The 25,290-nt window shown below is 63.6% G+C and carries 27 protein-coding genes; 6 read left to right on the top strand and 21 right to left on the bottom strand.

Annotation, left to right across the window (positions count from 1 at the left end):
- Position 1: 1 nt before the first annotated feature.
- The 5 genes from B5V03_RS37710 to B5V03_RS37690 form a co-directional block, all read right to left on the bottom strand.
- On the bottom strand, positions 2-1,051 hold the full coding sequence (locus B5V03_RS37710; RefSeq protein ID WP_129275462.1) for an L-idonate 5-dehydrogenase: 1,050 nt from the start codon (positions 1,049-1,051) through the stop codon (positions 2-4).
- Positions 1,048-2,454 carry a TRAP transporter large permease gene (locus B5V03_RS37705; protein ID WP_129275461.1) on the bottom strand — a complete coding sequence of 469 codons (1,407 nt, stop codon included), beginning with the start codon at positions 2,452-2,454 and terminating at the stop codon, positions 1,048-1,050. The genes B5V03_RS37710 and B5V03_RS37705 overlap by 4 nt, the downstream gene beginning before the upstream one ends.
- 4 nt (positions 2,455-2,458) lie before the next feature.
- Entirely contained in the window at positions 2,459-3,037 is a 579-nt protein-coding gene (locus tag B5V03_RS37700) for a TRAP transporter small permease (protein ID WP_129275460.1), read from the bottom strand.
- A 73-nt stretch (positions 3,038-3,110) separates the two neighbouring features.
- Positions 3,111-4,070, bottom strand: coding sequence for a sialic acid TRAP transporter substrate-binding protein SiaP (locus B5V03_RS37695; protein WP_433995371.1), 960 nt, complete (start codon positions 4,068-4,070; stop codon positions 3,111-3,113).
- Positions 4,071-4,159: 89 nt separating this feature from the next.
- A complete protein-coding gene (locus B5V03_RS37690; protein ID WP_129275458.1) occupies positions 4,160-4,984 on the bottom strand; it encodes a FadR/GntR family transcriptional regulator in 825 nt (274 codons plus the stop codon).
- Positions 4,985-5,127: 143 nt separating this feature from the next.
- Here B5V03_RS37690 and B5V03_RS37685 point away from each other — a divergent pair, with 143 nt between their 5' ends.
- Both B5V03_RS37685 and B5V03_RS37680 read left to right on the top strand, forming a co-directional pair.
- Positions 5,128-6,597, top strand: a complete 1,470-nt coding sequence (locus tag B5V03_RS37685) for a mannitol dehydrogenase family protein (RefSeq protein ID WP_164988544.1) — start codon at positions 5,128-5,130, stop codon at positions 6,595-6,597.
- Between the two features lie 110 nt (positions 6,598-6,707).
- Positions 6,708-7,115 (top strand): nuclear transport factor 2 family protein, encoded by a 408-nt coding sequence (locus B5V03_RS37680; protein ID WP_129275456.1) that lies wholly within the window; start codon positions 6,708-6,710, stop codon positions 7,113-7,115.
- A 46-nt stretch (positions 7,116-7,161) separates the two neighbouring features.
- Here the strand turns inward: B5V03_RS37680 and B5V03_RS37675 are convergent, their stop codons facing one another.
- Positions 7,162-7,890, bottom strand: a complete 729-nt coding sequence (locus B5V03_RS37675; protein WP_164988543.1) for an HAD family hydrolase — start codon at positions 7,888-7,890, stop codon at positions 7,162-7,164.
- Positions 7,891-8,033: 143 nt separating this feature from the next.
- Here B5V03_RS37675 and B5V03_RS37670 point away from each other — a divergent pair, with 143 nt between their 5' ends.
- Together B5V03_RS37670 and B5V03_RS37665 are read left to right on the top strand one after the other, a co-directional pair.
- Positions 8,034-8,882, top strand: coding sequence for an SDR family oxidoreductase (locus tag B5V03_RS37670; protein WP_129275455.1), 849 nt, complete (start codon positions 8,034-8,036; stop codon positions 8,880-8,882).
- A 120-nt stretch (positions 8,883-9,002) separates the two neighbouring features.
- Complete coding sequence (locus tag B5V03_RS37665; RefSeq protein WP_129275454.1) at positions 9,003-10,271, top strand: serine hydrolase domain-containing protein; 1,269 nt, start codon at positions 9,003-9,005, stop codon at positions 10,269-10,271.
- Between the two features lie 57 nt (positions 10,272-10,328).
- Here B5V03_RS37665 and B5V03_RS37660 read toward each other — a convergent pair whose 3' ends face one another.
- Positions 10,329-11,216 carry a dienelactone hydrolase family protein gene (locus B5V03_RS37660; protein WP_129275453.1) on the bottom strand — a complete coding sequence of 296 codons (888 nt, stop codon included), beginning with the start codon at positions 11,214-11,216 and terminating at the stop codon, positions 10,329-10,331.
- A gap of 622 nt (positions 11,217-11,838) precedes the next feature.
- Between B5V03_RS37660 and B5V03_RS37650 the strand changes: the two genes are divergently transcribed.
- Positions 11,839-12,417, top strand: coding sequence for a MarR family winged helix-turn-helix transcriptional regulator (locus B5V03_RS37650; protein WP_129275452.1), 579 nt, complete (start codon positions 11,839-11,841; stop codon positions 12,415-12,417).
- A 7-nt stretch (positions 12,418-12,424) separates the two neighbouring features.
- Here the strand turns inward: B5V03_RS37650 and B5V03_RS37645 are convergent, their stop codons facing one another.
- Positions 12,425-13,354, bottom strand: a complete 930-nt coding sequence (locus B5V03_RS37645) for a hypothetical protein (protein WP_129275451.1) — start codon at positions 13,352-13,354, stop codon at positions 12,425-12,427.
- An 825-nt stretch (positions 13,355-14,179) separates the two neighbouring features.
- Here B5V03_RS37645 and B5V03_RS37635 point away from each other — a divergent pair.
- Positions 14,180-14,950, top strand: a complete 771-nt coding sequence (locus B5V03_RS37635; RefSeq protein ID WP_164988553.1) for a response regulator transcription factor — start codon at positions 14,180-14,182, stop codon at positions 14,948-14,950.
- Positions 14,951-15,155: 205 nt separating this feature from the next.
- On the opposite strand, the gene B5V03_RS37630 is transcribed toward B5V03_RS37635, so the two are convergent.
- The 13 genes from B5V03_RS37630 to B5V03_RS37570 all read right to left on the bottom strand — a co-directional run bounded on the left by B5V03_RS37630 (position 15,156) and on the right by B5V03_RS37570 (position 25,266).
- The gene (locus B5V03_RS37630; RefSeq protein ID WP_129275449.1) at positions 15,156-15,614 is read right to left on the bottom strand and encodes a hypothetical protein; all 459 of its coding nucleotides are present in this window, start codon (positions 15,612-15,614) and stop codon (positions 15,156-15,158) included.
- The gene (locus B5V03_RS37625; protein WP_129275448.1) at positions 15,611-16,123 is read right to left on the bottom strand and encodes a flagellar biosynthesis protein FlgN; all 513 of its coding nucleotides are present in this window, start codon (positions 16,121-16,123) and stop codon (positions 15,611-15,613) included. Before B5V03_RS37625 ends, B5V03_RS37630 begins: the two co-directional genes overlap by 4 nt.
- Before the next feature lie 42 nt (positions 16,124-16,165).
- Positions 16,166-16,645 (bottom strand): rod-binding protein, encoded by a 480-nt coding sequence (locus tag B5V03_RS37620; protein ID WP_164988542.1) that lies wholly within the window; start codon positions 16,643-16,645, stop codon positions 16,166-16,168.
- On the bottom strand, positions 16,642-17,061 hold the full coding sequence (locus B5V03_RS37615; RefSeq protein WP_129275446.1) for a hypothetical protein: 420 nt from the start codon (positions 17,059-17,061) through the stop codon (positions 16,642-16,644). Before B5V03_RS37615 ends, B5V03_RS37620 begins: the two co-directional genes overlap by 4 nt.
- 5 nt (positions 17,062-17,066) lie before the next feature.
- On the bottom strand, positions 17,067-17,819 hold the full coding sequence (gene fliR / locus B5V03_RS37610) for a flagellar biosynthesis protein FliR (RefSeq protein ID WP_129275445.1): 753 nt from the start codon (positions 17,817-17,819) through the stop codon (positions 17,067-17,069).
- Positions 17,816-19,897, bottom strand: a complete 2,082-nt coding sequence (gene flhA, locus B5V03_RS37605; protein ID WP_129275444.1) for a flagellar biosynthesis protein FlhA — start codon at positions 19,895-19,897, stop codon at positions 17,816-17,818. Before flhA ends, fliR begins: the two co-directional genes overlap by 4 nt.
- Before the next feature lie 78 nt (positions 19,898-19,975).
- Positions 19,976-20,242 (bottom strand): flagellar biosynthesis protein FliQ, encoded by a 267-nt coding sequence (gene fliQ / locus B5V03_RS37600; protein WP_129275443.1) that lies wholly within the window; start codon positions 20,240-20,242, stop codon positions 19,976-19,978.
- Positions 20,239-20,652, bottom strand: coding sequence for a flagellar hook assembly protein FlgD (gene flgD, locus B5V03_RS37595; RefSeq protein ID WP_129275442.1), 414 nt, complete (start codon positions 20,650-20,652; stop codon positions 20,239-20,241). Before flgD ends, fliQ begins: the two co-directional genes overlap by 4 nt.
- A gap of 14 nt (positions 20,653-20,666) precedes the next feature.
- Positions 20,667-21,077 (bottom strand): flagellar biosynthesis repressor FlbT, encoded by a 411-nt coding sequence (flbT, locus tag B5V03_RS37590; RefSeq protein ID WP_129275441.1) that lies wholly within the window; start codon positions 21,075-21,077, stop codon positions 20,667-20,669.
- Positions 21,077-21,421 carry a flagellar biosynthesis regulator FlaF gene (flaF, locus tag B5V03_RS37585; protein ID WP_129275440.1) on the bottom strand — a complete coding sequence of 115 codons (345 nt, stop codon included), beginning with the start codon at positions 21,419-21,421 and terminating at the stop codon, positions 21,077-21,079. Before flaF ends, flbT begins: the two co-directional genes overlap by 1 nt.
- A gap of 52 nt (positions 21,422-21,473) precedes the next feature.
- Complete coding sequence (locus B5V03_RS37580) at positions 21,474-22,520, bottom strand: flagellar hook-associated family protein (protein WP_129275439.1); 1,047 nt, start codon at positions 22,518-22,520, stop codon at positions 21,474-21,476.
- A 3-nt stretch (positions 22,521-22,523) separates the two neighbouring features.
- Positions 22,524-23,999: a flagellar hook-associated protein FlgK gene (gene flgK, locus B5V03_RS37575; protein WP_129275438.1), complete on the bottom strand. Its 1,476-nt coding sequence runs from the start codon at positions 23,997-23,999 to the stop codon at positions 22,524-22,526.
- A gap of 34 nt (positions 24,000-24,033) precedes the next feature.
- A complete protein-coding gene (locus B5V03_RS37570) occupies positions 24,034-25,266 on the bottom strand; it encodes a flagellar hook protein FlgE (protein ID WP_129275437.1) in 1,233 nt (410 codons plus the stop codon).
- Positions 25,267-25,290 lie beyond the last annotated feature (24 nt).

The raw sequence follows: 25,290 nt of genomic DNA, 5'->3' as shown, positions 1-25,290 counted from the left end.
ATCAATTCGCGGTCAGCACGACCTTGACGCTCTGCGAGCGGTCAAGCGCGAGCCGCAGCGCGTCCGGCGCCGTCGACAGCGGCCGTTCGGCGGTGACGAGCGACAGCACGTCGACGCTGCCGTTACCGATCAGCTCCACCGCAGTCATGAACTCGAAGCCGAAGCGGAACGAGCCGCGCAGGTCGATCTCCTTCGCCATGACGGCATTCGACGGCGTCGGAATCTGACCGCCCGGCAGATTGCCGATCTGCACCACGACACCGCCACGTCGCACGATCCCAATCGCGCTGGCGAGGCCCGCCGCGGTGCCTGAAACCTCGAACGCGACATCATAGGGACGCGACGCAGCCTGTGCCTTCAGAGCTTCCTCACCACCCGAAACGTTCTCGACATGCGAGGCACCGAGCCGGGTCGCAAAGGCGAGCGGTGCCGGCGCGATGTCGGCCACCGTGATATCGGCCATGCCGGCGCGGTGCGCGGCGAGCATGGTCAGAAGCCCGATCGGGCCGGCGCCGAAGATGATGCCGCGCTTGCCCTCGATATTGCCGGCGCGCGCGACCGCGTGCAGGCACACCGCGAGCGGCTCGGCCAGCGCTGCGGCCTGATAGGACACGTGATCCGGGATCTTCACGCACTGCGCCGGGATCGCGTCGAAATAATTGGCGAACCCACCCTGCATGTGCGGCGTCTTCGACGCCGAGCCCATAAAGTAGATGTTCTCGCAGAGGTTCGGCCGGCCCTCGCGGCAGGCGACGCAATGGCCGCACCAGCGCGACGGATTGACCGCGACGCGGTCGCCGACCTTCAAATTCGCTGCCGAGCCTGCGATCTCCACGACTTCGCCCGAGATCTCGTGGCCGAGCACCAGCGGCGACTTCACGACGAAATCGCCGGTCCGGGCATGGCGGAAGTAGTGCATGTCCGAGCCGCAGATGCCGCCGGCACCGAAGCGGATGCGCACCATACCGTTTGCGAGCTTGTCGAGCGGATGCTCGACCATGCGGAGGTCTTCGGGGCCGAACAGGGTTGCGGCGAGAGCAGTTGAGGTCATTTGGAAAGTCCCATGTATTTCGGCAGCCAGAGGGTGAGTTCGGGAATATAGGTGATCGCGATCAGCGCGATCATCAGCGGCACCAGCCAGGGCAGGATCGCGACCGTCGTGCGCTCGACCGAGAGCTTTGCCACACGGGCGAGCACGAACAGCACCATGCCGAGCGGTGGATGCAACAGGCCAATCATCAGGTTCAGCGTCATGATCAGGCCAAAGTGGATCGGATCGATGCCGAGCTTGAGCACGATCGGCAGCAGGATCGGCACCAGAATGGTGATCGCCGCCGTGGTGTCGATGAAGCAGCCGACGAACAGGATCAGGACGTTGGCGAGCGCCAGGAACACCCATTTATTGTGGGTGATGCTGAGCATCCAGTCCGAGAGCAGCTGGGCGGCCTGCGACACCGTCAGCAGCCAGGCGAAGATCGAGGCTGCGGTGACGATGAACAGCACCGAAGCCGTGGTCTCGATGGTGTCGAAGGTCGCCTTCGCCACCGTCTTCAAGGTCATGGTTCGGTAGCGCACGAGGCCGAGGAACAGCGACCAGATCACGGCGGCGACCGCGGCCTCCGTCGGCGTGAACCAGCCGAGCGTCATGCCGCCAATCAGGATCACCGGCGCCATCAGCGCCATCACCGCGGAGAAGTCGAAGTACCAGTCGATGATCAGCAACGTGCCGAGGCCGATCACCACCGCCATGTTGACCGACATGCCGGCCATCACCATCAGCCAGATCGCCATCGGGAACGCCAGCACGATCGCGATCTCGAGGCCGGCCGAGCCGAGCTGCGGCCAGGAGAACGGCGTATCGCTGCCCCATTTGTTCTTGTGCGCGAAATAGGTGACGGTGGCCATCATCAGCAGCGTCATGACGATGCCGGGAATGACGCCGCCCAAAAACAGCGCGCCGATCGAGACGTTGGCCATCATGCCGTAGATTACGAAGGGCAGTGACGGCGGGATGATAGGCCCGAGCGTTGCCGAGGCCGCGGTCACGCCGACCGAAAACTCGGTGGAGTAGCCGTGATCCTTCATCGCCTTGATCTCGATGGTGCCGAGACCTGCGGCGTCCGCAATGGCTGTGCCGGACATGCCGGAGAAGATCACCGAGCCGATGATGTTGACGTGGCCGAGGCCGCCGCGCATCCAGCCGACCAGCGCAACCGCGAATTTGTAGATGCGCCCGGTAACGCCGGCGATGTTCATGAGGTTGCCGGCCAGGATGAAAAACGGCACGGCGAGCAGCGGAAAGCTCTCGACACCGGCGATCATGCGCTGCGCCAGCGTGACGTCGGGCGTCACGCCGCTGACCAGGATGTAGAGCAGCGACGACGCGGCCATGGCAATCGCCACGGGAACGCCGAGCAGCATCAGGATGAGAAAGCCTCCAAGCAACAGCAGCATCTCGTTACCCTTCAAAACCGTCGTAGGCGCCGGGACGTTCGAGGATCGAATAACCCTGTCGCAAATGTTGGATGGCCACCTGCACGGAGCGCACGAACATCAGCACGAAGCCAGCCAGCACGGCGTAATAGACGTAGTCCTTTGGCAAATTGATCGTGGTCATCGACTCGTCGCCGATGATCTGGATGTAGACCCAGACCAGCTTGATGGCGTAGCCGAAGAAGGCGATCCGGATCAGGTCGATCACCGTGGACAGCCCGCGCGCCACCATGTGCGGCAGATAACGATAGATCAGGTCGACCTGGATATGCCGCGACAGCCGCACGCACATCGAGGCGCCGATAAAGACCACGCCGATCAGGCAATAGGTCGCGATCTCCTCGGTCCAGGCGTAGCTGTCGTTGAGGACATAGCGGGTGAAGAATTGGAGGAAGACGGCGAGCGCCATCACCCAGAAGATCGCCAGCGCCACCCAGTCCTCGAAAGCATAGACGCCAAGATCGACCTTCGGCGTCGCCTCCTCCTCGAAGGTGTGGGCGATCTCGTCCCCGGTGATCTGCCGGTGCACTTCGGCGGTCGACATGTGGTTACTCCCCAAAGAACTTGAACGTCATTCCGGGGCGACGCGCGAGCGTCGACCCCGGAATCCTGTTGCGTTACTTCACGTCCTGAATGCGTTCCCAGTCAGCCTTGCGATAGCCAAAGGTCTCGAACGTGACGTTCTTCAGCACGGTGTCGCGGAACTCGTTCTTGTCGACTTCGGTCACGGTCAGGCCCTTCTCCTTGAAGAAGGCGACCAGCTTGGCCTCGTTCTGCTTGATCTCGGCGGTCGCTTTCGCGGCGGCCTCCTGCGCGACGTCGGTGAAGATCTTCTTGTCCTCGTCGCTGAGCTTCTTCCAGAGCGCACCCGCCACCACCGTGTTGAGGTGGTCGACGATGTGGCCGGTCAGCACGATGTGCTTCTGCACCTCGTAGAACTTCTTGGCCTCGATCGTGGTCAGCGGATTCTCCTGCGCCTCGACGGTGCCGTTCTGGAGCGCGAGATAGACTTCGGCGAAGGCGATCGGCGCGGTGTTGGCGCCGCAGGCGCGCGGCATCGCGAGATAGGCGGGCACGTCAGGCACGCGCATCTTCAGGCCCTTGAGGTCGGCGCAGGTCTTGATCGGTTTGTTCGACGAGGTCTGGCGCACGCCGTAATAGGTCACGGCGACGATGTGGTGGCCGCTCTTGTCTTCATAGCCCTTGGCGAGCTCCTTGAAGATGTCGCTCTTGGTGTAGGCCAGCAGATGGTCCGAGTCGCGGAAAGTGTAGGGATAATAGGTCACGCCGATCGGCGGAAAACTCTTGGCCGCAAAGCTCGAGCCGGAGATGATGATGTCGACCGAGCCGAGCGAGAGGCCCTGGTTGATGTCGGCTTCCTTGCCGAGTTGGGAGGCCGGATAGACGTCGACCGCATAGCGCCCGTTGGTGCGTTTGCCGATCTCCTGCGCGGCCCACACCGACGCGGTGTGGAACGGCTCCGAGGTCTCGTAGACATGGGCCCATTTGAGCTTGGTCTGCGCCATGCCGGGATTGGTCGCCGCAAACATTGCCGCGACCGAAGTCGCCAGCACCATTGTCATCTTCTTCAACACTGATTTATCCTCCACTGACTAAAGTCTGCTTCTTGTTCACCCACCCCGAAGCGGAGACGGGCCGCCCAATCTCATCGCCGCCGTGCGCCGCCGCTCTTTCCGGCCGCCTTGGCCTGCGTCTTCGGTGCCCTCTTTGGCTTTGCCGGCTTCGCCGGCGCTCGCGCAGACCGGCCTCGCTCGGCAGGTGCCCCCGCCACGCCCTCGGCGCCAAAATTCTGCGCAAAGCGTTCCTGCGAGCGCTCCAGATGTTTGCGCATGGCATCGCGGGCGGCTTCGGGATCGTGCGCCGCAATCGCATCACGCACCGCGCGGTGCTCGTCGAGCGCGGTGCGCCAGGTGCCCGGGCTCTCGAAATAATGCGCAAGCTGCGCGAAATAGGGATTAAGACGCTGGTCGAACAGCTCGCCGACCACGCGCACCAGAACGGCATTGCCGAGACTGCCGGCGATCGCGACGTGGAAGGCACGGTCGTGCACCATCGAGGCTTCGCCGGGATGCTCGACATTCTCCATCGCAACGAGCGACGCGTCGATGCGGGCGATATCGTCCTTTGTCGCCACGCGCGCGGCCTGTTCGGCGATGGCACCTTCCAGGAATTCGCGGGCGCGCAGCAACTCGAACGGGCCTTCGATGCCGGCGGCCGGCAGCGCCGGTGCGGCATCCGCAGGCTCGGTCACGTAGATGCCGGAACCGACGCGGATGCGGACGCGGCCCTCGACCTCGAGCGCGATCAGGGCTTCGCGCACCGTCGGCCTGGAGACCTTCAGCTGCTCGGCGAGCTCGCGCTCGGTCGGCAAGCGGCTGCCGACCGCGTACTCGCCGCTGTCGATCAGGCTTCGCAATTGATCGGCGACCTGGCGATAAAGCCGTCTCGCCTCCACAGCTTCCAGCGGCACGCTGGTCCTCCCGAAAAGGGCCGCACGGTTGCTTCATGCCCGCGGCCCGCCAATTTTGGATAATTGGCCTTACCAATTGACCGGAGCATTGACCTGATACGGGCGCCATGTCAAGCAGCGGCCAAATACAGGGAGAGACGACCATGCGCCTTGGCAGCGCCAATCTCGACCGGTTGGCACCTCGCATCCGCCGCCCGGCCTATGACCGTTCGCGCGTCACGCCCGGCATCGTGCATCTCGGCCTCGGCGCGTTTCATCGCGCCCATCAGGCCGTCGTCATCGACGATTGCCTTGCCGCAGGCAGCAACGCCTGGGGCATCATCGGCGCGAGCCTGCGCAGCCCGGATACGCGTGACGCCCTCGCTCCACAGGATCATCTCTATACGGTCGCCGTGCGCGCCGCCGAAGGCACCGAGCATCGTGTCATCGGCGCGCTGCTCGACAGCGTCGTCGCGCGCGAGAAGCCGGCAGCTTTGGTCGAGCGGATGGCCGATCCCGCCATTCGCATCGTCTCGCTGACGGTCACCGAGAAGGGCTATTGCCACACGCCGCAGACCGGCGATCTCGACGAACGGCATCCTGATGTCGTGCACGACCTCAACAATTTCGATGCGCCGCGCTCGGCACCCGGCTTCATCGTGGCCGCGCTGGCGCGGCGGCGCGCGCAGGGTCTTGCGCCCTTCACCGTGCTCTGCTGCGACAACCTCGCCGCCAACGGCCACACCGTGCAGCGGATCGTGACGCAGTTCGCGGCGCTGCGCTCGAAGGATCTCGGCAAGTGGATCGCGGATAATGCCGCATTCCCCTCGACCATGGTCGATCGCATCGTGCCGGAAACGAATGATGCCGACCGCGATGCGGTCGCCTCGGCGCTCGGCCTACGCGACGCCTGGCCGGTCATGACCGAGCCGTTCACGCAATGGGTGGTCGAGGATCGCTTTGCCGCAGGCCGGCCCGATCTTGCCGTAGCCGGCGTCGAGCTCGTCACCGACGTCAAGCCGTTCGAGCTGATGAAGCTGCGGCTGCTCAACGCCAGCCATTCCGCGCTGGCCTATCTCGGCTATCTCGCGGGTTACGAGACCATCGCCGACACCATGCAGGATCCGAATTTCGCGCGTCTTGCCGCGCAGGTGATGGAAGAGGCCGCGGTGACGCTGACGATGCCACTTGGCACGGATCTCGCCGCCTATCGCGCCTCGCTGCTCAAGCGCTTCGCCAATCCGGCACTGCATCACCGCACCTGGCAGATCGCTATGGACGGCTCGCAAAAGCTGCCGCAGCGCCTGCTCGGCGCGATGCAGGACCGCCTCGCAAAAGGCCTGCCGATCGCAACGCATGCGCTCGCGGTCGCCGGCTGGATGCGCTACGTCACCGCGATCGACGAGCAGGGCCGCGCCATCGACGTGCGCGATCCGCTCGCCGTCGAATTCGCCGCGCTGGCGCGTGAGGCGGGTCCCGTGGCTGAAAAGCTCGCGCCCGCATTGCTCGGCGTGGAAAAGGTGTTCGGCCCATTCGGCGCCGAACCTCGCCTGCGCGAGGCCGTGACCTCGGCGCTCGGCCGTCTTTATAAGGATGGCGCGCGGCGGGCGGTGGAAACGTCAGTTTCGGCGTGATCACAAAGCAGGCAATGCTGCACTGCGGTCAAACTCGAACGCGAAATCGAACGCAAAATCGAACTGAAGTCGCGCTTGATTTTTGCGGGCCATTGCCGCACCCGAGAGGCATGGCAAAGGACAGCAAGATCATCGCCGCCAATGCGGCCTTCTACGACGCCTTCTCGACCGGCGACTTCGACGGAATGGAGCGGATGTGGGCGGATGACGACGCCATTTCCTGCATCCATCCGGGCTGGCCGGCGATCATCGGGCGCGCCACCGTGATCGGCAGCTGGCGCGACATCCTGCAAAATCCTGAAAGACCGCAGATCACCTGCGCCGAACCGCAGGCCATCGTCGACGGCGACAGCGCCCGCGTGCTCTGCATCGAGATCGTCGACGGCACCGCTTTGGCCGCCGCCAACCATTTTCGACGCGTCGGCGACGACTGGCGCCTGGTGCATCACCAGTCGAGCCCGATTGCGCAAATTGTCGAGCAGGCCGAGGACGATAGAGCGAGCCACCGGGTGCACTGACCGGGGCACTCACGCCAGCGTGATCTACTGTGCATGGGGTTGTTTTTCACGTTTTTTGTTTTGGGCCTCCGAGTTCCGACAAATCATCCAGCACCACTCGCGCCTCGGAGAAGTCATCGTCCCGAAAAAACATGCTTCGGGTGATGAGCACGGGAATGCCGGCACGCGAGGCCGCGATCAGTCCATTGCCGGAATCCTCGATTGCAACGCACTCGAAGCCCTGCAGCCCCAGTCGGGCAAGAACCTCGAGATAGACATCCGGCGCCGGCTTCTTGTGGCTGACGTCATCGCCGGCAACGATCGCATCGAAATCCGCCGCCCAGTGCTTGCCGAGCGCCTGGGACAGCAGCGCATCGATATTGCCGTGCGAGGTCGTGGTCGCGATCGCGAGCCGCTGGCCGCGCTTCCTAGCCGCGGTGAGCAGATCCGTCACGCCGGGCCTTAAGGGGCAACAGCCGGTTTCGATCAGGCCAGCATAATGCGCAGTCTTGATGCGGTGAAGCTCCGCGATGTCCGTATCCGGCAACGGCGGAGCGACCCCCAGCCTTGCGTGGTAGGCACGCATGCGCTCCTTGCCGCCCGTCACCCGCAGCAGGTCCTTGTAGACGGCACGGTCCCAATGCCAGCCCAGGCCGTGGCGGACGAAGGCGTGGTTGAAGGCCAGCCGATGCAGCTCCTCCGTCTCGGCCAGGGTGCCGTCGACATCGAAGATCAGCGCTGCCGCGCGCCGGATCAGTCCGGCGGCGCCGGATGGCGCGATCGCTTCTGCCTGCATGATCGGCACCTCCTCCCGATACACGAGCATCGCCCGCACTGGCAGGCGAGTAAAATCGCAATATCTTTTGCCGGACCCAAAAATCTCTTATGAGCGGGGTGCGCACTGGCGCGAACGGGAACTCCGACCTGCACGGGAGACGCATGCGGCTCTTCATCCTTGGCCTCGGCTACAGTGCCCGGCATTTCGTCCGCCAATTCGGCGGCAGCTTCTCGCACATCGCCGGCACGGTGCGAGATCCCGCGCAACGGGACGATCTCGCGGATATCGAGATGCATGCCTTTGCCGGCGGCCGTCCGGCTGACGAGACGGTCAAACGTATCAGCGAGGCCGATGCCCTTCTGGTGTCGATTCCGCCCGGCAATAGCGGCGACCCCGCGCTCGCGGCTTTCGCGGACGTGCTGGCGGCGGGCCATCGCAGGATCGTCTACCTGTCCACGATCGGCGTGTATGGCGATCACGGCGGCGCGTGGGTGGATGAGGGCACGCCGCCGCTGGCCGTTTTCGATCGCACCCGCATGCGGCTGGCGGCGGAACAGGCCTGGACAGACACGGGAAGCGGCGATGCCGCGATCCTGCGGCTCGCAGGCATCTACGGTCCCGGCCGCAACGCGCTGGTGACACTACGGGCGGGCACAGCCCGGCGCATCATCAAGCCCGGACAAGTCTTCAACCGCATCCACGTCGACGACATCGCAAGCGCGATCATGGCCGCGCTTCGTCATCAGGGAGGCGGCATCTTTAACGTCTGCGACGACGAGCCCGCGCCGCCGCAGGACGTAATCGCCTATGCCGCCGAGCTCATGGGCATTGCCCCACCGCCCGAAGAGGCCTTCGCGACCGCCGAGATGTCGGCGATGGCGCGCAGCTTCTATGCCAGCAGCGCCCGCGTCTCCAACGCGAAATTGAAGCGCGAGCTCGGCGTCACGCTGGCGTGGCCGACCTACCGCCATGCCCTTGATGCACTGTGGCGCGCTGGCGAAGGGCGATAGAGGTCCGGCATCTCCGGCGCCCCAGACATGCCCTGCCCGCGCTTGACTTCGATCGGGCGCGATCGTGATCTAGGCAACGAGCAAGCCACTCGTATAACGAGCTCGCCTTGGGAGGATATAATGAACAAGACGATCGCCATGATCGCGGCGGCCGCTGCCGTCATCACGTTTGGTGCCGCACGCGCCGCGCCGCTGCCTGAAGCAAATCCTGACGACGCCGGCTTCTCGAAGCAGGGCCTTGCACGGCTTGACAATTTTTTCGCCCGCGAGATCGCCGCCAAGCGCGTGCCCGGTGCAGTCGTGGCCGTGGCACGGGACGGCAAGCTCGTGCACTACAAGGCCTACGGCATGCTCGATCCGGACAAGGGCACGCCGATGCCGGTCGACGCGATCTTCGCGCTGGCCTCGATGACCAAGCCGATGGCAGCGGTCGCGGGCCTGACCCTGATGGAGCAAGGCAAGCTGCCGCTCCAGGCCAAGCTGTCCGATTACTATCCCGGCTTTGCCGACATGCAGGTCGGCGTAACCCAGGCCGACGGTTCCTTGAAACTCGAAGCGCAGGCCTCGCCGATCTTCATCCACGATCTCTACCGGCATACGTCGGGATTGATGTATGGCGGCCGGCCGGACAGTTCGAGCCCGGTGGCACGGCAATATCCTGATGGCGTCGCGCCGGCGATCGAAGGCGACACCCAGGCCTTCATCGATCGCATGACGAAACTGCCGCTGGCGCATCAGCCCTCGACCGAGTTCGAGTACGGCTTCTCGATCGACGTGCTCGGCGCCGTGGTCGAGAAGGTGAGCGAGCAGAAGCTCGGCGACTATCTCGCCGCCAATGTGTGGCAGCCGCTCGGCATGAAGGACGCGACGTTCCACCCGACCGGCGCGCAGCGCCCTCGCCTCGCCCGGCCGTTTGCGAACGATCCATTGACCGGCAAGCCGCAAGTCATCAAGCTGCTGGATACTCCAACCCAATTCGATTGCGGCGGCGCCTGTTCGTTCGCGACGATGGGCGACTACGTCCGCTTCGGACAGATGCTGCTCAACGGCGGCGAGCTCGACGGCCAGCGCATCCTTTCGCCTAAGACCGTGCACCACATGACGACCAATCACCTCGGTCCCGAGATCAAGAACAACGTGGCGAATATCGAGCCGCATCGCGCCGGCTTCGGCTTTGGCCTCTCAGTCGCGGTCCGCACCAGCGAGGGCCTGTCTTCGGTCCCCGGCAATCCCGGTGAGTTCACCTGGAACGGCGCGTTCGGAACGCAGTTCTTCTGCGATCCCAAGGAGCGTCTTGTCGTGGTGGTGGGAACGGCCGCGCCGGGCGAACTGCGCAAATACTATCGCGAGCAGGTCCAGGACATCGTCTACGGCGCGATGACGAAGTAAGGCCGCGTCTTGATACAAAGAGGGCGGCCGATTGGGCCGCCCTCCAAAAATCCGCTATCAGCTCAACACGCCATATTTCTTGAACCAGGCCTCGGCCTGCTTCCACGCATCTTCCGCCGCATCCTTGCGGTAGCTGCCGCGGTAGTCGGCATGGAAGCCGTGCGGCGCGTCCGGATAAATCTTGAATTCAGCCGTCTTCTCGTTCTGCCCGAGCGCCGCCTTCATCTGCTCGACCTGGGCCACGGGAATGCCGGTATCGGCACCACCATAGAGGCCGAGCACCGGCGCCTTCATCTCGGGGGCAAGCTGCATCGGGCTCTTCGGCCACAGCGGATTGGCGGGATCGACCACTGTGCCGTAGAACGCAACACCGGCCTTGAGCGTGCCGCTATGGGCGGCGTATTCCCAGACGGTGCGCCCGCCGCGACAGAAGCCGATGATGCCGAGCTTGGCGGTGTCGCCGCCCTGCGATCCCGCCCATGCCACCACCGCGTCGAGGTCGGACAGCAGCTCGGCGTCCGGCTTGGAATTGACGATCGGCAGCAGGTCCTTGATCTCGGTGATCTTGGTGAGGTCAGCGCCCTTGCGGAAGTAATAGTCGGGCGCGATGGCGAAGGCGCCGAGCTTGGCGAGACGCCGCGTCACGTCCTTGATGTATTCGTGCAGGCCGAAAATCTCCATCGCCACGATGATCACCGGCGCCTTGGTGTTACCGGCAGGGCGGGCGAAATAGGCGGGCATTTCCTCGGAGCCGATCTTGATCTTGGCCTCGCCGGCCTGGAGGCCGCTGGTGTCGGTCGTGATGGCCTCGGCACGGACTGGACCGGCCGCGAGCGTGTAGCCGGCGGCGACAGCCGCCGTGGCGCTCATGAATCCGCGGCGCGAGACCGGAGCGACCTTGGTCAGCCCGACGACGTCGGATGTCATGGTGGTTTCGAAGCTCATCTATCTATCCCTTCCTGCTGCCCGTCATGGTGCCCCCTGGGGCGACGCATTCGCCAATAATTGCCGGGGAAACGCAAATCACCAGCCTGCGAGCGTGCTGCCGCCGGTCTCATCCCTTCGTCGGCACGAACGGATCAGCCGGCGCCAGCCACCCGGATTTGATCGTGTGCCGGATTTAACCGCGTAGCCGCGCTGCGACGCAACATCCATTAACTGAAAATTGCGGTTCTCCCGCCGCACGCCACGCGGTCAGAAGTTGCAGAGATGCAGCCCCTTCGCGCAATTCGAAACGCATCCCCGCAACAAATGGGCCTCACAGTGGCCGCAACGACACATCATGTTGCACGGATGCTGCGCGCTATCGGAATCCAGCACGCGAACCGCAGTCATTTGACTGAAATTTTCGGAAGAGTTGAGCCGTGCAGTTTACTCGAACTTTCTTTGTGACGCTCTAGTTGCACGGCCAGAAGTTCCATCTCCGCAAAGGAGAGACATCTTCCCTCCGCCGCGCGCTCCGCCGTCCGTCTCGGACGAAGGGGCGCCCGAGAGCTTCATTGTTCGTCCACCAGATTGCGCACCCCAAGGCTCAATTGAATAAAGCTTTATCCGACTTGGACCTGAAATGAATTTGGCTCGTGAATCGATTGAACTGTTGGAACAAGTCGCTCGAATCCTGTGGTTCGAAGGCACCAAGCACGGCCTGCGCGACCGCGAGTGGATGTCGCTGCGTTTTCTCTCGCGCGCCAACCGGTTTTCCCGCACGCCCTCGGCGCTCGCGAGTTACGTCGGCACCACCCGCGGCACCGCCTCATTCATCATCGGCGAGCTGGAGCGGATCGGTTATATCGAGCGAAAGCGTTCGGCCAAGGACAAGCGATCGGTGATGCTCAGCGTCACGCAGCAGGGCAAGAAGTTCCTGGCGCGCGACCCCGTCAACGTTCTCGTCGAGGCCATTGCCGTGCTCGACGACGAGGCCAAGATCCGCTTCCGAGACGCGCTCCGCCACGTGCTCGATCAGTCCGACGCCGCCGAGCAGCGGCACCATACCGACGTCTGCAAGCGCTGCATCTTCCTCCGGGAGGATCGCACCACCGCGGACGGCAAGTCGACGGTCGAGTTCAGCTGCCGCCTGTTCCGCGCGCCGATCGCGGAGCCGGAAGTCGAGCTGCTATGCACCAGCTTCGAGCATCACCGCCAATAGAAGTCGATCAGGGCGTCGTCTTGCGTGACGAATAGATGACACCGCCGCTGGTCTCCACCACCAGCCGCCCGTTCTCGTTCCTGATCTCCTCGATGCGGCCTAGGCCGGGCACCTGCTGTCCCAGCACCGCCTCGATGACACCGTTCGGGCTCTGCAGGATCGCGATCCCCTCATAAGCTTGGCGGACCGACCAGCCCTTGACCACTTTTCGCGGCGCTGACGGAGGCACCGATCCCGTGATCTCGGGCGATGCGAGCGAAGCCATCATCGGGGCAGCCTGTGACGGCTGCGATTGTACCGCTGTCGGCGCCGGAGCCTGGGTCTGCGCGAGCGCGAGCTTGTCGAGCTTCGCGGTCGAGGACGAACTGACCCGCTCGATGCGGTCGAGGTTCTCCCCGAACCTGCCAAAGCGATCATTGGTCGCCTTGCTCGATTGATCGACCGCGGTGCGCAGGCCGTCGAGATTGTCCGACACACCCGCCACCTGCTTGCGCAGCTGCGCGACCGTCTCGCGCAGATTCCTGATCTCCGTATTGGCCGCGGCGTTGCTCTGGGCGGGCTGCGTGGTGAGATAGGCGATCACGCCGGTGCAGGCGCAGACCACCAGAACAGCGGCGACCGCCAATGTCGCGAGCGGCGCGACCCAGGTCGGGCGGGGCGGCGGCGGCTTGGCCACGATCACGGCGGGCTTGATCACAACCGGCGCAGGCTTGGGTATCGCCATCTTGTCGAGGCGCGCCTTGGCGCGAATGCGCTTCAACCCCTCGAGCGCTTCTTTCGCCAGAGTTTCGTCGTTCGACGCAGCCGACATACGTTTTGCACTTGTCGCGGGTTTCGCCGCTTGCGTCGTGTTTGCATTGCGTGCTTCCGGAGCTGGCTTCGCCGCCGCGGAAACATCGGCGGTCTCGCCGGGACGAGCTTGTCCATCGGACAACATGTGAAAATGCTCCGTTCGCTTCGATCTCTCGAACGACGAATTTAAGTGTCGAAGCTTGCCTGAAACGTGCGCATCGAAAACTTTTCATCGCGAACGATGCAACGTCAAATGAGTCAAACGCGTCACGCACGTGGCGAGAGTGAGACTCGAAAGACACACCCTCGCCAAGATTTCGCCAAGCTGGAGTCCCCTCGCCATACATGAGTCGAATTGTCGCATGTGGAAACACAGTGGAGACAGTCAATCCGGGGTTGAAAAACTCATCCTGCGCATGCCTCGCAGCACCACCTAAAATAGCTATGATTATACGGGGATGCGGAACGATAGGACCGTCACGGCGCAAAACTAGTTCGAAATCTAAATCAACTGATACGATTGAATATATCAAGAAACAACCCGAAACAAACCAACAGCATCAAACACGCATAGCAATCGCTTTGTTGCGCGCGCTTGATCGGAAAACGGCAATTGTTACGGTCCTACTCAAGTGATTCTCTCGCCAGTTGGCGAGGAGATCGGCAAGGTTCAGGTGCGTTCGGACGCGATAAGCAACTTGGCGCAACTGTTCTAGGTCGCTGTCTCAATCCGCTCCGCGAGGTGATCCGTAAGACACCCGCCGGGCCTCACGCCAGTAAGCGTTTAGTATCGAGTCGAAGTAACAGGCCCGCGAAAAACGCAGGCACTGAATGCGTAGGGCTGCCCGCGAATATCGAAACCATAACAACGGTTCGCGGGATGGGAAATATCGTCAAACAGCATGGTTGCCGAGCCGGGCATCACAACAACTACCGGCCGCGACAAATGCGAAACAGGGGCGAAAGACTGATGTATATTATCGTTGATGATCGCGAGAGCGTCACGAACAGCTATGTTGGAGGGCTCGTTCGCGAAGGCGTATCGTCGATCGGCTTCTCCTCCGGAGAATTCTGGGACTGGCTGCAATCTGCAAGTGAATCGGACCTGGCAGCGGTCGACGCCTTCCTCCTCGGGGATTGCGATGCCCGCGGAAGCCTGCCACGGGCAATGCGCAAGCGCTCCGCGGCACCCATCATCGCCATGAGCGGCCAGAAGATGCTCAAGAACACGCTGGAGCTGTTCGAATCGGGCGTCGACGACGTCGTGCATGTACCGATTCATCTCCGCGAGATACTCGCCCGAACGGCCGCGATCGCGCGCCGCCGGGTGGGCGAGCTGCCGAGGCCCTGCGAGACCAGAATCCAGGTCTTCTTCAACGGACGTGACCCCGAGATCGCGGGCCACGCCCTCACTCTGCCCCGCCGCGAACTGCGCATTCTCGAATATATGGTCAGCAACCACGGCAAGTGGGTCACCAAGACGCAGATCTTCAACGCGATCTACGGCATCTTCGAGTCCGCCTTCGACGAGAGCGTGATCGAGAGCCACGTCAGCAAGCTGCGCAAGAAACTCCGCGACCGCCTCGGCTTCGATGCGGTCGTGGCGCGGCGTTACGTCGGATACCGGCTGAATATCCCGGCCGGCGAGACCATCGACGTGCCGATGCAGGAACTCGACGAGGTCGGCATCCTCCTCGACAGGGCGCATACTGCCCCGGCGGCGTACCCGGCCGGAAACTGACGCGGCAGGGCACAGCTACGAAACCGAACAACGGCCTCTGCGAAGCACTTTCGCAGAGGCCGTTGCACTTTCAGGAATTGACGTCGGGGAAGGCAGCTGCGCGACGCGCAACCGCGGCAAGGCGCGACCGAACGGCGATCGCGCCTCAGAGCTTCATTCGGGCGTGATCCTGCCGGAAAGTCGCGTCAGGCTTGCGCGGTGACGCCTATGGCTTCGTCTGGAATTCTTCCTTCGAGACGTAGTTGAAGTCCTCGACCAGGACGTCCTGGACGACGTCGGCCTGCATCCGCTCGTTGACGCGCTGCTTGATGGCCGTGGTGAGGATGGAGAGGTCGTAACGGGCGAGCTTCCTGAAATCGAGGCGATCGTCGGCATAGATCCTGCGGAAGGCCTCGTCGACGACGAACGGCTCCGGCGGCACGTTGAGCTGGTGCATCGTCCGCGCCTCCACGGTGTAGACGAAGCGCGCGACGATGTAGCCCTGCACGCCGCCATTCTCAACCATGGGTATGCTCAGCGCCCGCGTCTTCTGGTATTGCAGCCCTTCGAGATACGCGTCCTTGGCCGGCAGCAGGCTGCCGTTCTCCTTCCAGTAGGCCACGGCGTAGCTCGTGCCTGCCGTGAGGATGCAGACCCAGAGCCCGGCCAGAACGAGTCTGATCATTTTCCGTCCTGCGCTGTGCGACCGGTATAGGTGCCGTCCGACTCGGCGTCCTTGATCGCCTTGACGATGATGGACGCGACCTCGCGCACCGCGTCGTAATGCATCTCGAGGAGGGAACGATTGCGCTCGAGCTTCTCGCGCAAGCGCTGGATCTCCTCGGTGACCTCGACCTCGGCGCCAAGATGCATCCGCACCCGCATCAGGCGGACGAATTCGAGCATGCTCCGGCTCTTCCGAGCGCTGAAATCGTCGAAATCGATCTTCTTGCCCGTCGCGAGCGCGGCCGTCTCCTCCTCGACGATGCTCTCGAGCCGGCGGATCGCCGCCAGCAGGCCGCGCATCTCGTCCGACTTCTCCGCCTCCGTGCGGTTGATCACCGCCTCGCCGTCGACATTCGGCAGCAGCACGGGCAACAGCGCATCGCCTGATGCCGCTTCCATCGTCATCGCCTCGGTGTCCACCACCGGCTGCTCCATCACCAGGGCAGCCGCGCCTTCTTGTGCCTGCATAGAAAATTCACCCCTCAACTTCTGTCACCCATTCGCGGATCGTCATCCGGCCTTGCCGGTCGTGTCCGGCCCCGCCGGACGTGCGGCAGCGAGCTGCTTGGCAATGCCAATGCCGTTACCCTTTGCCAGCTGAGCACCGAGCTGCTCCGCCAGCATCGACTTCCACACGCCGCCGGCAGTCCCCTTGCCGAACACCTGCTCCGACTCCTTCGGCAGCATCGTCTCGACGAAGGTCTGGAGGATGAAGGCTTCGAACTTGCGATAGACCTCGTCCGGGCCGGGTTTCTTGATCACCCGCACCGGCGGCCCGTTCACCGCCGTCGAGTGCGTCTCGGCAAGCTTCGCCGCGGATTGATCGGCGGCCGCCGCTTTGGCCTTACTCGCTTCGGCATCCATAGTGGCGGCGAAATCGGCATCCGATGATTTCAGCGCATCGAGTTTCGCGGTCGCGGCGCGCTGCGTCACGGGGTCGGCGGCATCGAGGACGTCGAGAACGACGTCGGGGGTCGCTGTCACGATCATGTCTTGTTCCGGCTGGCTGGCCGTGGCGTCCATTCGCGCACGGTAAGGCTTGTTCCCGTCATCTCCTCGAGCGAACGCTTTTCTGCATAGCGAAGCTTGTCTGCGAGTGCTGCCTTGGCGACTTCCTCGAGCTGTTTCACGCGGCGGGTTTCTGAACGAACCTGGTCGACTTGCCGCGAAGCCTGCTCCTTCACCGCGCGCGCGCCGACGCTCGTCCTGTTGAGACGCCGCGCGATCGATTCGCTCGACGAACCCGCCGGCGGCTTGCCCTCGTTCAGGGTTCCAACCAGCCATTCCTGTTCGTCCTGCAAGCTTTGCTCCTGCTGCCGCAAATGTACGAGTTGCCATTCGGCCAGCCGGAGCTGGAGCTTCACGACAGAGACCATCCGACCGAGCTTGTCCGCGCGCGACCTCATGGCTGTCATTCCACAAGCCAGGACGAGACGCCGAGCATGAATTGCGTCAGGAGCTCGTCGCTGGTGAGATAGAGCAGCAGGAAGCCTCCGAACAGCACGAAGGGCACCGAGATGAAATAGACGGGAATCGCCGGCGTCAGCTTGTTGATCAGGCCGACCGCCAGGTTGACGATGACGGAATAGACGATGAAGGGGCTCGCGATCCGCACCGTCAGCACGAACGCCTCCGTGAGGCGGCCGAGGAGCTGGTCGAGCGCCATGCTGCCGCCGAGCCTGCTGCCGGGCTGCCAGACGTCGTAGGAGTTCATCAGCCCGCGCAGCACCAGCCAGTGCTGGTCGGTCACGAAGAACAGCGTGGTGACCGACGCCATGATCAGCGGCACCAGGGCCGGCGCCGGATCCGTGTCGGCGATCGGCGTGCCCGGAATGTTGCTGAGCCCGATCGCACTCGCCATCACGGTTGCCATGGTCTGGAGTGCCAGGAAGAACACGCGCCCGCCGAGGCCAATGACGCTGCCGATCAGGATTTCGGAGCCGATCAGGAGTGCCAGCGCCAGCGGCGCCGCATTCTCCGTCAGAGGTTTCAGGACCGCGATCAGGATCGGCGTCAGCGCAAACGTGGTGACGAGCGCGACGAATAGACGGATCTGGGCCGGGACCATGGCGCTGGAATAGCCGGGCACGAACATCAGGCAGGCGCCGATGCGGCAGAACACGATGAACGTCACCAGCACGCTGTCGGTGAGGCTGCTGATCACGAGATGGCTCCGAGCGCCCTGATCTCGGTACTGCGCGCGACCTCGACATGCGACAGGATCGGCAATGTCGGGAACACCCGCTCCAGGATCATCCGGACATATGGACGGGCTTCCGGGGTCACCGCCAGCACCACACTGGTGCCGTTCTCCGTGAACTTGCGGATCGCCGCGCTGGCTTCCGTCGCGAACTGCTCGATCAGACGCGGGTCGGCGTCGAACTCGGCGACGTCGCCCTTGGCATCACGCTTCAGGCTCTGATGGAACGCGAGATCCCAGCGATTGCCGAGACGGACCACGTTGAGCACGCCGTTGTCGGAGAGGTCGCCGCAGATCTGCTGGGCAAGACGCGTGCGCACGTGCTCTGCGACCTGCTCGGAGCGCCGCACATGAGGCGCGATCTCGGCGATCGCCTCGAGGATCAGATGGAGGTTGCGGATCGACACGCGCTCGGCCAGCAGGATCTTCAAGATCGCCAGCAGGCCCGAATAGGAAATCTGCGACGGGCAGAGATCCTCGACCAGGCGCTTGTATTCGGGATCGAGCCGGTCGAGCAGCCCGCGCATGTCCTTGTAGGACAGGAGCTGGGCGAGGTTGGCCCGGATCACTTCGCTCAGATGCGTGAGCAGCACCGACAAATTGTCGACCGGCTTGCAGCCTTGCCGCTTGACCTCGTCGGTGAAGGCTTCCGTGACCCACAGCGCCTTCATGCCGAAGGCCGGCTCAATCACCTCTTCGCCGGGCACGTCGGGCTTGCCGTCCTTGTCGACCAGCACCAACACCTCGCCGAGCCGCAGTTCGCCATGGGCGACACGCGTGTCGTGAATCCGGATCTGGTATCCCTTCGGATCGATCGACAGATTGTCGGTGAGCTTGATCTCGGGAATGACGAAGCCGTACTGCTTGGCGAACTTCTTGCGTATCTTGGCCACGCGGTGGCCAAGCTCGGTGCGCGAGCCCAGCATATGCACCGACAGGTGACCGCCGAGCGACAGCTCGATCTCCGCGGTCTTGAGCGATTCCTTGACGGAGTCCTTGGCCTCGGCCTGGGCACGCTCGTCGGCCTTGCGCGCATGCTCTTTCTTTTCCCGCGCCGCCTGCCGCCGCGGCAGCGAGTAGCCGACGAAAGCCATGACGCCGCCGAGCAGCAGGAACGGCGGCATCGGCAGCCCCGGCATCAGGGCGAGCACGAACATCATCAGCGACGCCGCCGTCACCGCGCGCGGGTAGCCGCCGAGCTGCCGCAGCACGGCCTGCTCCGCCGAACCCCGGGTGCCGCCCTTGGAGACCAGCAGGCCCGCCGACAAGGACACGATCAAGGCCGGCATCTGCGTGACCAGACCGTCGCCGACGGAGAGCTTTGTGTAGACGTCGGCGGCGCGCGACAGCGTCAGACCGTGATGGGTGACGCCGATGATGATGCCGCCGAAGATGTTGATTGCGGTGATGATCAGGCCGGCGATGGCATCGCCGCGGACGAATTTCGAGGCACCGTCCATGGCGCCGAAGAAGGAGCTTTCCTCTTCGAGCTCGCGCCGCCGGCGCTGCGCTTCCTTGTCGTCGATCAGGCCCGCCGAGAGATCGGCGTCGATCGCCATCTGCTTGCCGGGGATGGCGTCCAGGGTGAAGCGAGCGCCGACTTCGGCGATACGCGTTGCACCCTTGGTGATCACGACGAAATTCACCGTAACCAGGATGGCGAAAATGATCAGACCGATGACGAAGTCGCCGCCCATGACGAACTTCGAGAAGCCGGCAACGACGTGGCCCGCAGCCTGCTCGCCCTCCCCGCCCCGCGACAGAATCAGACGGGTGGTCGCGACGTTGAGCGCCAGCCGCAGGATCGTCGCGATCAGCAGCACGGTCGGGAAGGCGGAGAAGTCGAGCGGCCGCTGAATCCACAGCGCGACCATCAGGATCAGCGCCGACAGTGCGATCGAAAAGGCCAGGCCGAGGTCGATCAGGATCGGCGGGATCGGCAGGAACAGGATCGTGAGCATGGCCACGATACCGCCTGCGAAGAAGGCATCCGCCCCGAAACGGCGGGGGCTGGGCAGGCTAGCAGCAAACGTATCGGCCATGGGTCACCGGCAGGGGGGTCCGCCCCGCAATCTGCCGTGTAAAGCTTACGCGAGGGTGGTGGCCGACAGCGCAGCGGCTCAGAAGCCGCGCTCGATATGCGAGTAGACCATCTCGGTGAAGGTGGAGAGATGGGCACCGATGAAGGAGCCGGAGACGGCCACGACCAGGAGAATGACGATGATCTTCGGAACGAAGGTCAGCGTCATTTCCTGGATCTGGGTCAGCGCCTGCATCAGCGCGATGAGCGTGCCGACCAGCATTGCCGCACCGACGGCGGGTCCGCAGGCCACGATGATGGTCCAGATCGCCGCCTGGACGATGTCGAGGGCGTCCCGCTCGTTCATGACTGGCTGATCGTGAGGCCGGGTCCGACGGCGACCTTCGTGCCGTCCTGGAGGGTCGCGACGGAGCCGTCGGAGTTGATGGAGACCGACGCCACCTTGCCGGTGAAGGTCGCGCCGGTGGAGTCGGTGAAGCTGACGGTCTTTCCGATCAGTCCGGAGGCCTGCGACAACGACTGCGAGGACAGCAGTGAATCCAGCTTGGTGTTGGTCTGCATCGCCTGCTCGACCGACGACAGCTGCGCAAACTGGCTCATGTATTGCGACGTGTCCATCGGGTTGGTCGGATCCTGGTTCTTCATCTCGGCGATGAGGAGCCGAAGAAACGTGTTGTAGTCGACGCCGGTGCTCGACGTGGGCGTGTTCGAGCTGGACGATTTGCTGGTGCTGTCGGTCGCGCTGGAAACGTTCATGTGCCTCTCCGCTGTCAGGCCGCCTCGGATGGGGAATCGGTCGCGGCGCCGGCCAGGATGGCCTGCTCCACCGGGAACAGTGCCCGGATCCGCTTGAGCGCCTCGAAGTAACGGGTCGTCTCGACCAGCTCGTCGGCCGCCGCAAGCCCCTCCAGCATCTCGCGGCTTTCGCACACTGCGACCAGGGCCGAGTGGTGCTGCGCGTAGAGCGCCGAAGCATCCCGGATGTCGGTCGGGTTGATCAGCATGAGCTGGACGATGAAATAGAGCTGCCGCAGCGCCGTGGTGGCGTCGGACGCCTGCATGACCTGCCCTTCGAGCAGGAACATCACGTCGTTGACGAGTTCGAGCGAGACCTTGCGGTCCACGCGCAGCACCGCGCCGTTGATGTAGATCCGTTCGCCCGCGCGCAACGAGATTTTCATCAGAGAGCGTCTCGGATCAGGCGGTTGATTTCGATGAGCTGCATCACGTCGCTCGACCGTTCCTCGCGAAGGCGATCGGCTTCCTTGACCACCCACAGGCCGATCGAGATGATGTCGGCTCGCAGCTTCTCGGGAAGCCCGTTTTCCGGATGTGCGAGATCCTCGATGAAGATGGTCCATAGCCGCCGGACGTAAAGCAGGCTCTGGACCTGATCCTCCATGTTGAAGCGTTCGTTCTGGAGCCGTTCCAGCCGATCGATGCCGAGGCTGAGCGCCTGGCGCTCGCGCCCCCGCGCCTCGTAGCCGCTGTCTTCAACGACCGTTTCGTAGGATTCAAAAGTCATCCGGACAAACTCTGCGCAGGAATTTCAATGAGAAAGCGACGGCGGCCCGGGCTCAGAGATAGTTGATGAGGCTGATCTTCTGGAGCTGCGACGTCAGCGCGAGCGCCGTCTGGATCTGGGTCTGGAGCACATTGACGCGCACCGACGCTTCCGCCGGATCGACCTTCTCGATACCGACGATCTGATTGTTCAGAATGTCCTGCTGCGCCTTCAGCTTGTCGGTTGCGGTGGTCATCCGCTGCTGGACCGTGCCGATATTGCCGCCGAGCGTAGCGAGGTCAGTGATGGCGGTTCCGACCAGGCCGATGGCCTTGTCCACGACGACCTGAAACGTCGACTGGTCCAGGTTCGCATTCCCGAGATCGGCCATCATGGTGTAGGCCTCGGCAAGCTTGCGGAAGCCGGTCTGGTTGGCGCTGACGGACGTATCGGCGATCTCGGTCGTCGAGATACGGCTCTGCATGACCTGGTCGGTGGCCGACGACCAATTGGTGTTCCAGGCCGGGCTCGCGAACTCGGCATCGAAGGTGGTGTTGAGGAAGGTCTGCATCTGCGCCGGGGTGATGTTCTTCACGTTAGGCGAGGATTGCGAGAAGCCGAAAGTCGCAAGGAAATCGGCATCGACCTGGTTCTTGCTGGCTGTGCCCGTGGCATAGGCCGTGACCGGCGTGTTCTGCGTGTTGATGCCCGAGAACAGATACGAGCCGTTATAGGAGACGTTCAGCGCGCCGATCAGATCCTGGAGGTTGGAGGACGCAGGCGGCAGGATGATCCGGCCGCCGCCGTCGGTACTGCGGGCTGCGATCAGGTCCTTGAGGAAGTCCGTTGCGGTCGTGCCGAGCTGGGTGATCCGGCTCTGCGTGATGTCCAGGCGTCCCGCGACGAGCCCGTTGGTATCGACGAGCTGATCGGCGAAGCTCCAGTCTGCCCGCAGGGTGAGGTCGCTTCCCGTCGTGGCACCAAGCTCGAGACCGACATCGTAGAAGCGGCCGGTGGTGGCCTCGGTCGAGGCCTTGCTCAGCGCAGCCTGATTGTTGGTGATCGAGGACCTCAACGATGAGGACAGCATCAAGGTCGAGATGTAGTTCGCGCTCATCATGGCTTAATTCCCCACGGCAGCCAGCAGGCTCTGCAGCATTTGGTCGACGGTCGAGATGATCTTCGACGATGCCGAATAGGTGCGCTCGACCTGGAGCATCAGCGACATCTCGTCGTCCATGTTGACGCCGCTGACGTTGGACAGCGCCGCCGTGCTGCGGTCGAGCAGCGTTTTCTGGTAGGTGACGTTGGAATCCGCGGTCTTGCGCTGGTTTTCGATCCAGCTCGCCGACGACGACGCGAAGTCGATCAGGCTGCCGCTCGGCTTGCCCTGCGTTGTTGCATCGAACGGCTGCGCCGCATCCATGCCTCCGATGAGTTGCTGCAGCCGGGCCGAGTAGCCGCCGTTGCCCGCGGTGTTGTACCGGTATGCGACGTTGCCGCTGATCGCACCGTCGCGCAGCAGATTGGGGTTGCCGCCCTGGGCCGGGTCGACTGACGCCGCGACACTGATCAGGCCGGCAAGGCCGACCGAGACGGTGGCGCTCGCCGGCATCGCCGGCGCGCCGGGATAGGTGAAGAGACCGGGAACGTCGGGCAGCGCCGCGGCGGTCTGATCGCTTTCCCTGAACGTATTGATCAGGCCGCGCGCGACTTCGTCGAGCTGGCTCTGATAGGTCACGGTGTCCTTGTCACGTAGCTGAGCAAGGCCCGCGAGCTTGCCCGACTTCAGCGGCATCACCGAATTGGCTCCGGTCACCGGCACGCCGTCGACGTAGACCGCATTGCCGGTGGTGCCGGCCGTATAGATGTCGGTCGCCGCGAAACTCACCGTGCGCGCCGTCTTGTCGAACAGGACGGCGCCGCTGTCGGTGTAGAGCGCCGCGTCCCCGTTGGGACGGAGCGACATCGAGACGCCGAGCTCCTGCGACAGCTTCGAGACGATGCTGTCGCGCTGGTCGAGGAAGTCGGTGATGTCGTCGCCGGCGATCGTGCCCTTCACGATCGCGGTGTTCACGGACTGGAACTGGGAGAGCAGCTGATTGATGTTCTGAACCGACACCTTCATGTCGGCATCCGCGCCCTCACGGACCGACTGCACGGCCTGGGTCGCCTGGTTGAGGGCGGTCGCCATGTCCTTGGCGGACGTGACCGCCGCCTGTGCCAGCGTGGTGTTATCAGGGGCGTTGGCGTATTGCTGCAGCGCCTTCTTCAGCGCGTTGAGCTGCGCCGTCGGCGACTGGTCGAGCTCCGTATCGTCCACCGTGGCGGATGCGATTTTCTGGAGACCGTCATAAATCGCGTTCTGCTTGGCCGACGACGAGGTCGCGACCAGGACGTTGTCGTAGAGACCCGAACTGGCGGCGCGCTGGATCGCCGCGACGTAGACGCCGGCGCCTGGGAGGTTGTCCAGCACGGCGATCTTGCGTGAATAGCCGGTGGCGCCGGCCCCGGCGATGTTGCGCGAGATCGTCGACGACTGGATGCCCGACGCCATGAGCGAGGCGCGAGCGGAGTCGAGAGCAGTGGTAAGGGACATGATCTACTCTTGCCCGGGACGAGCGCTGAAGGATTCAGCGCTTCAAGTTGACGACGACGTCGAGCAAGTCGGCGCCGGTCTGGAACGATTTCGAGTTTGCGGTGAAGCCGCGCTGCGCCTCGATCATCCCGGTGAGCTCATCCGCGAGATCGACGTTGGACTCTTCCAGGGCGCCGGACTGAATCGTGCCGAGCCCGCCGGTGCCGGCATTCCCGGCCTGTGCATTGCCGGAATTCATGTTGGTCGAATAGACGTTACCAGGCTCGGGCGTGAGATTGTCAGGGCTCGCGACGTCGGCAAGCATGATCGTGTAGAGCGTCAGCTGCTGTCCGTTCTTGAGGATGGCCGTCACGTGGCCCCCATCGTCGACATCGACCTTGTCGATAGCCGAGGGAACGCTGCCATTGACGGTGGCCTTGAAGCTGAAGTCGGTTCCGACCTGCGTCATGTTCGACAGATTCATGGTCATCGCCGCACCGCCGGGGACGGTGAAGGCGAGACTGGTGGGGCTCGCCGCGGCCAGCGTGCCTTTGCCGGCTGCCGTCGTATCGAAGGTGAAAGTGGTGGCGGGGGCGAGCGACGCACCCGTCGCGGAGTTATAGACCTGAAGCTGCCAGGTATCCGAGCCGGCGGCCGTCGCCGTGTGGGACATATAGACGTCGAGCGTAACAGCCTGGCCGATATTGTTGTAGGCCACGATGGAGCTCTTCGATGAATATGACGCCGGGCCGGGCGGACCAGCAATGACAGCCGCCTTCGGGTCCAGATTGCCGGTCGTGAGCGTCCCCGCCGTCGACGGCACGGGCACCTGCGAAACCTGGGCGACGTTGACGATCTGCATGCCGGACAGGCTGTTCTGCGAGAAATTGGACACGTTACCAGGCTGACCCAGGAGGTAGTAGCCGGCCGCGTTGACCAGATTGCCCTGGCTGTCCGGCACGAACGAGCCGGCGCGCGTCAGATATTGCTGCGTGTTCTTGGCGTTCGAGACCACGAAGAAGCCGTTGCCCTGGACACGGAGATCCGTGGTCGACGTGGTGAACTGCGTACCTCCGCCGTCGCTGATGGCATAGCGGACGGTCGTCTCGACGGCGCCGGAGTCGTAATTGCCGGAGCCACTCTTCAGGATCAGCGACGAGAATTCCGTCGAAGCCCGCTTGTAGCCGGTCGTGTTGACGTTCGCGATGTTGTCCGAAACCGTCGACAGCTTGTTGGACTGCGAGTTCATTCCGGAAACGCCGGTGCGCATAACACCATACAGGCTCATGAATTAAGCTCCTTTGTCAGGTTG

Origin of the sequence: Bradyrhizobium betae, from assembly GCF_004123905.1 — a bacterium.
GTDB classification, from domain to species: Bacteria; Pseudomonadota; Alphaproteobacteria; order Rhizobiales; family Xanthobacteraceae; genus Bradyrhizobium; species Bradyrhizobium betae_A.
The sequence above is the reverse complement of the archived record's forward strand: the minus strand, read 5'-3'. Positions and strand labels throughout refer to the sequence as shown.

Excerpts from the sequence above, each read along its gene's own strand:
- B5V03_RS37625 (WP_129275448.1), bottom strand. The coding sequence starts at position 16,123 with ATGCAGGCACAAGAAGGCGCGGCTGCCCTGGTGATGGAGCAGCCGGTG.
- B5V03_RS37675 (WP_164988543.1), bottom strand. The coding sequence starts at position 7,890 with ATGCAGGCAGAAGCGATCGCGCCATCCGGCGCCGCCGGACTGATCCGG.
- B5V03_RS37705 (WP_129275461.1), bottom strand. The coding sequence starts at position 2,454 with ATGCTGCTGTTGCTTGGAGGCTTTCTCATCCTGATGCTGCTCGGCGTT.
- B5V03_RS37570 (WP_129275437.1), bottom strand. The coding sequence starts at position 25,266 with ATGAGCCTGTATGGTGTTATGCGCACCGGCGTTTCCGGAATGAACTCG.
- B5V03_RS37615 (WP_129275446.1), bottom strand. The coding sequence starts at position 17,061 with ATGAGGTCGCGCGCGGACAAGCTCGGTCGGATGGTCTCTGTCGTGAAG.
- B5V03_RS37650 (WP_129275452.1), top strand. The coding sequence starts at position 11,839 with ATGAATTTGGCTCGTGAATCGATTGAACTGTTGGAACAAGTCGCTCGA.
- B5V03_RS37700 (WP_129275460.1), bottom strand. The coding sequence starts at position 3,037 with ATGTCGACCGCCGAAGTGCACCGGCAGATCACCGGGGACGAGATCGCC.
- B5V03_RS37660 (WP_129275453.1), bottom strand. The coding sequence starts at position 11,216 with ATGAGCTTCGAAACCACCATGACATCCGACGTCGTCGGGCTGACCAAG.
- flgK (WP_129275438.1), bottom strand. The coding sequence starts at position 23,999 with ATGTCCCTTACCACTGCTCTCGACTCCGCTCGCGCCTCGCTCATGGCG.
- B5V03_RS37680 (WP_129275456.1), top strand. The coding sequence starts at position 6,708 with ATGGCAAAGGACAGCAAGATCATCGCCGCCAATGCGGCCTTCTACGAC.
- B5V03_RS37665 (WP_129275454.1), top strand. The coding sequence starts at position 9,003 with ATGAACAAGACGATCGCCATGATCGCGGCGGCCGCTGCCGTCATCACG.
- B5V03_RS37685 (WP_164988544.1), top strand. The coding sequence starts at position 5,128 with ATGCGCCTTGGCAGCGCCAATCTCGACCGGTTGGCACCTCGCATCCGC.
- B5V03_RS37580 (WP_129275439.1), bottom strand. The coding sequence starts at position 22,520 with ATGATGAGCGCGAACTACATCTCGACCTTGATGCTGTCCTCATCGTTG.
- B5V03_RS37710 (WP_129275462.1), bottom strand. The coding sequence starts at position 1,051 with ATGACCTCAACTGCTCTCGCCGCAACCCTGTTCGGCCCCGAAGACCTC.
- B5V03_RS37695 (WP_433995371.1), bottom strand. The coding sequence starts at position 4,070 with ATGGTGCTGGCGACTTCGGTCGCGGCAATGTTTGCGGCGACCAATCCC.
- B5V03_RS37620 (WP_164988542.1), bottom strand. The coding sequence starts at position 16,645 with ATGATCGTGACAGCGACCCCCGACGTCGTTCTCGACGTCCTCGATGCC.
- B5V03_RS37645 (WP_129275451.1), bottom strand. The coding sequence starts at position 13,354 with ATGTTGTCCGATGGACAAGCTCGTCCCGGCGAGACCGCCGATGTTTCC.
- flgD (WP_129275442.1), bottom strand. The coding sequence starts at position 20,652 with ATGAACGTTTCCAGCGCGACCGACAGCACCAGCAAATCGTCCAGCTCG.
- flaF (WP_129275440.1), bottom strand. The coding sequence starts at position 21,421 with ATGACTTTTGAATCCTACGAAACGGTCGTTGAAGACAGCGGCTACGAG.
- B5V03_RS37670 (WP_129275455.1), top strand. The coding sequence starts at position 8,034 with ATGCGGCTCTTCATCCTTGGCCTCGGCTACAGTGCCCGGCATTTCGTC.
- B5V03_RS37635 (WP_164988553.1), top strand. The coding sequence starts at position 14,180 with ATGTATATTATCGTTGATGATCGCGAGAGCGTCACGAACAGCTATGTT.
- flbT (WP_129275441.1), bottom strand. The coding sequence starts at position 21,077 with ATGAAAATCTCGTTGCGCGCGGGCGAACGGATCTACATCAACGGCGCG.
- B5V03_RS37630 (WP_129275449.1), bottom strand. The coding sequence starts at position 15,614 with ATGATCAGACTCGTTCTGGCCGGGCTCTGGGTCTGCATCCTCACGGCA.
- flhA (WP_129275444.1), bottom strand. The coding sequence starts at position 19,897 with ATGGCCGATACGTTTGCTGCTAGCCTGCCCAGCCCCCGCCGTTTCGGG.
- fliQ (WP_129275443.1), bottom strand. The coding sequence starts at position 20,242 with ATGAACGAGCGGGACGCCCTCGACATCGTCCAGGCGGCGATCTGGACC.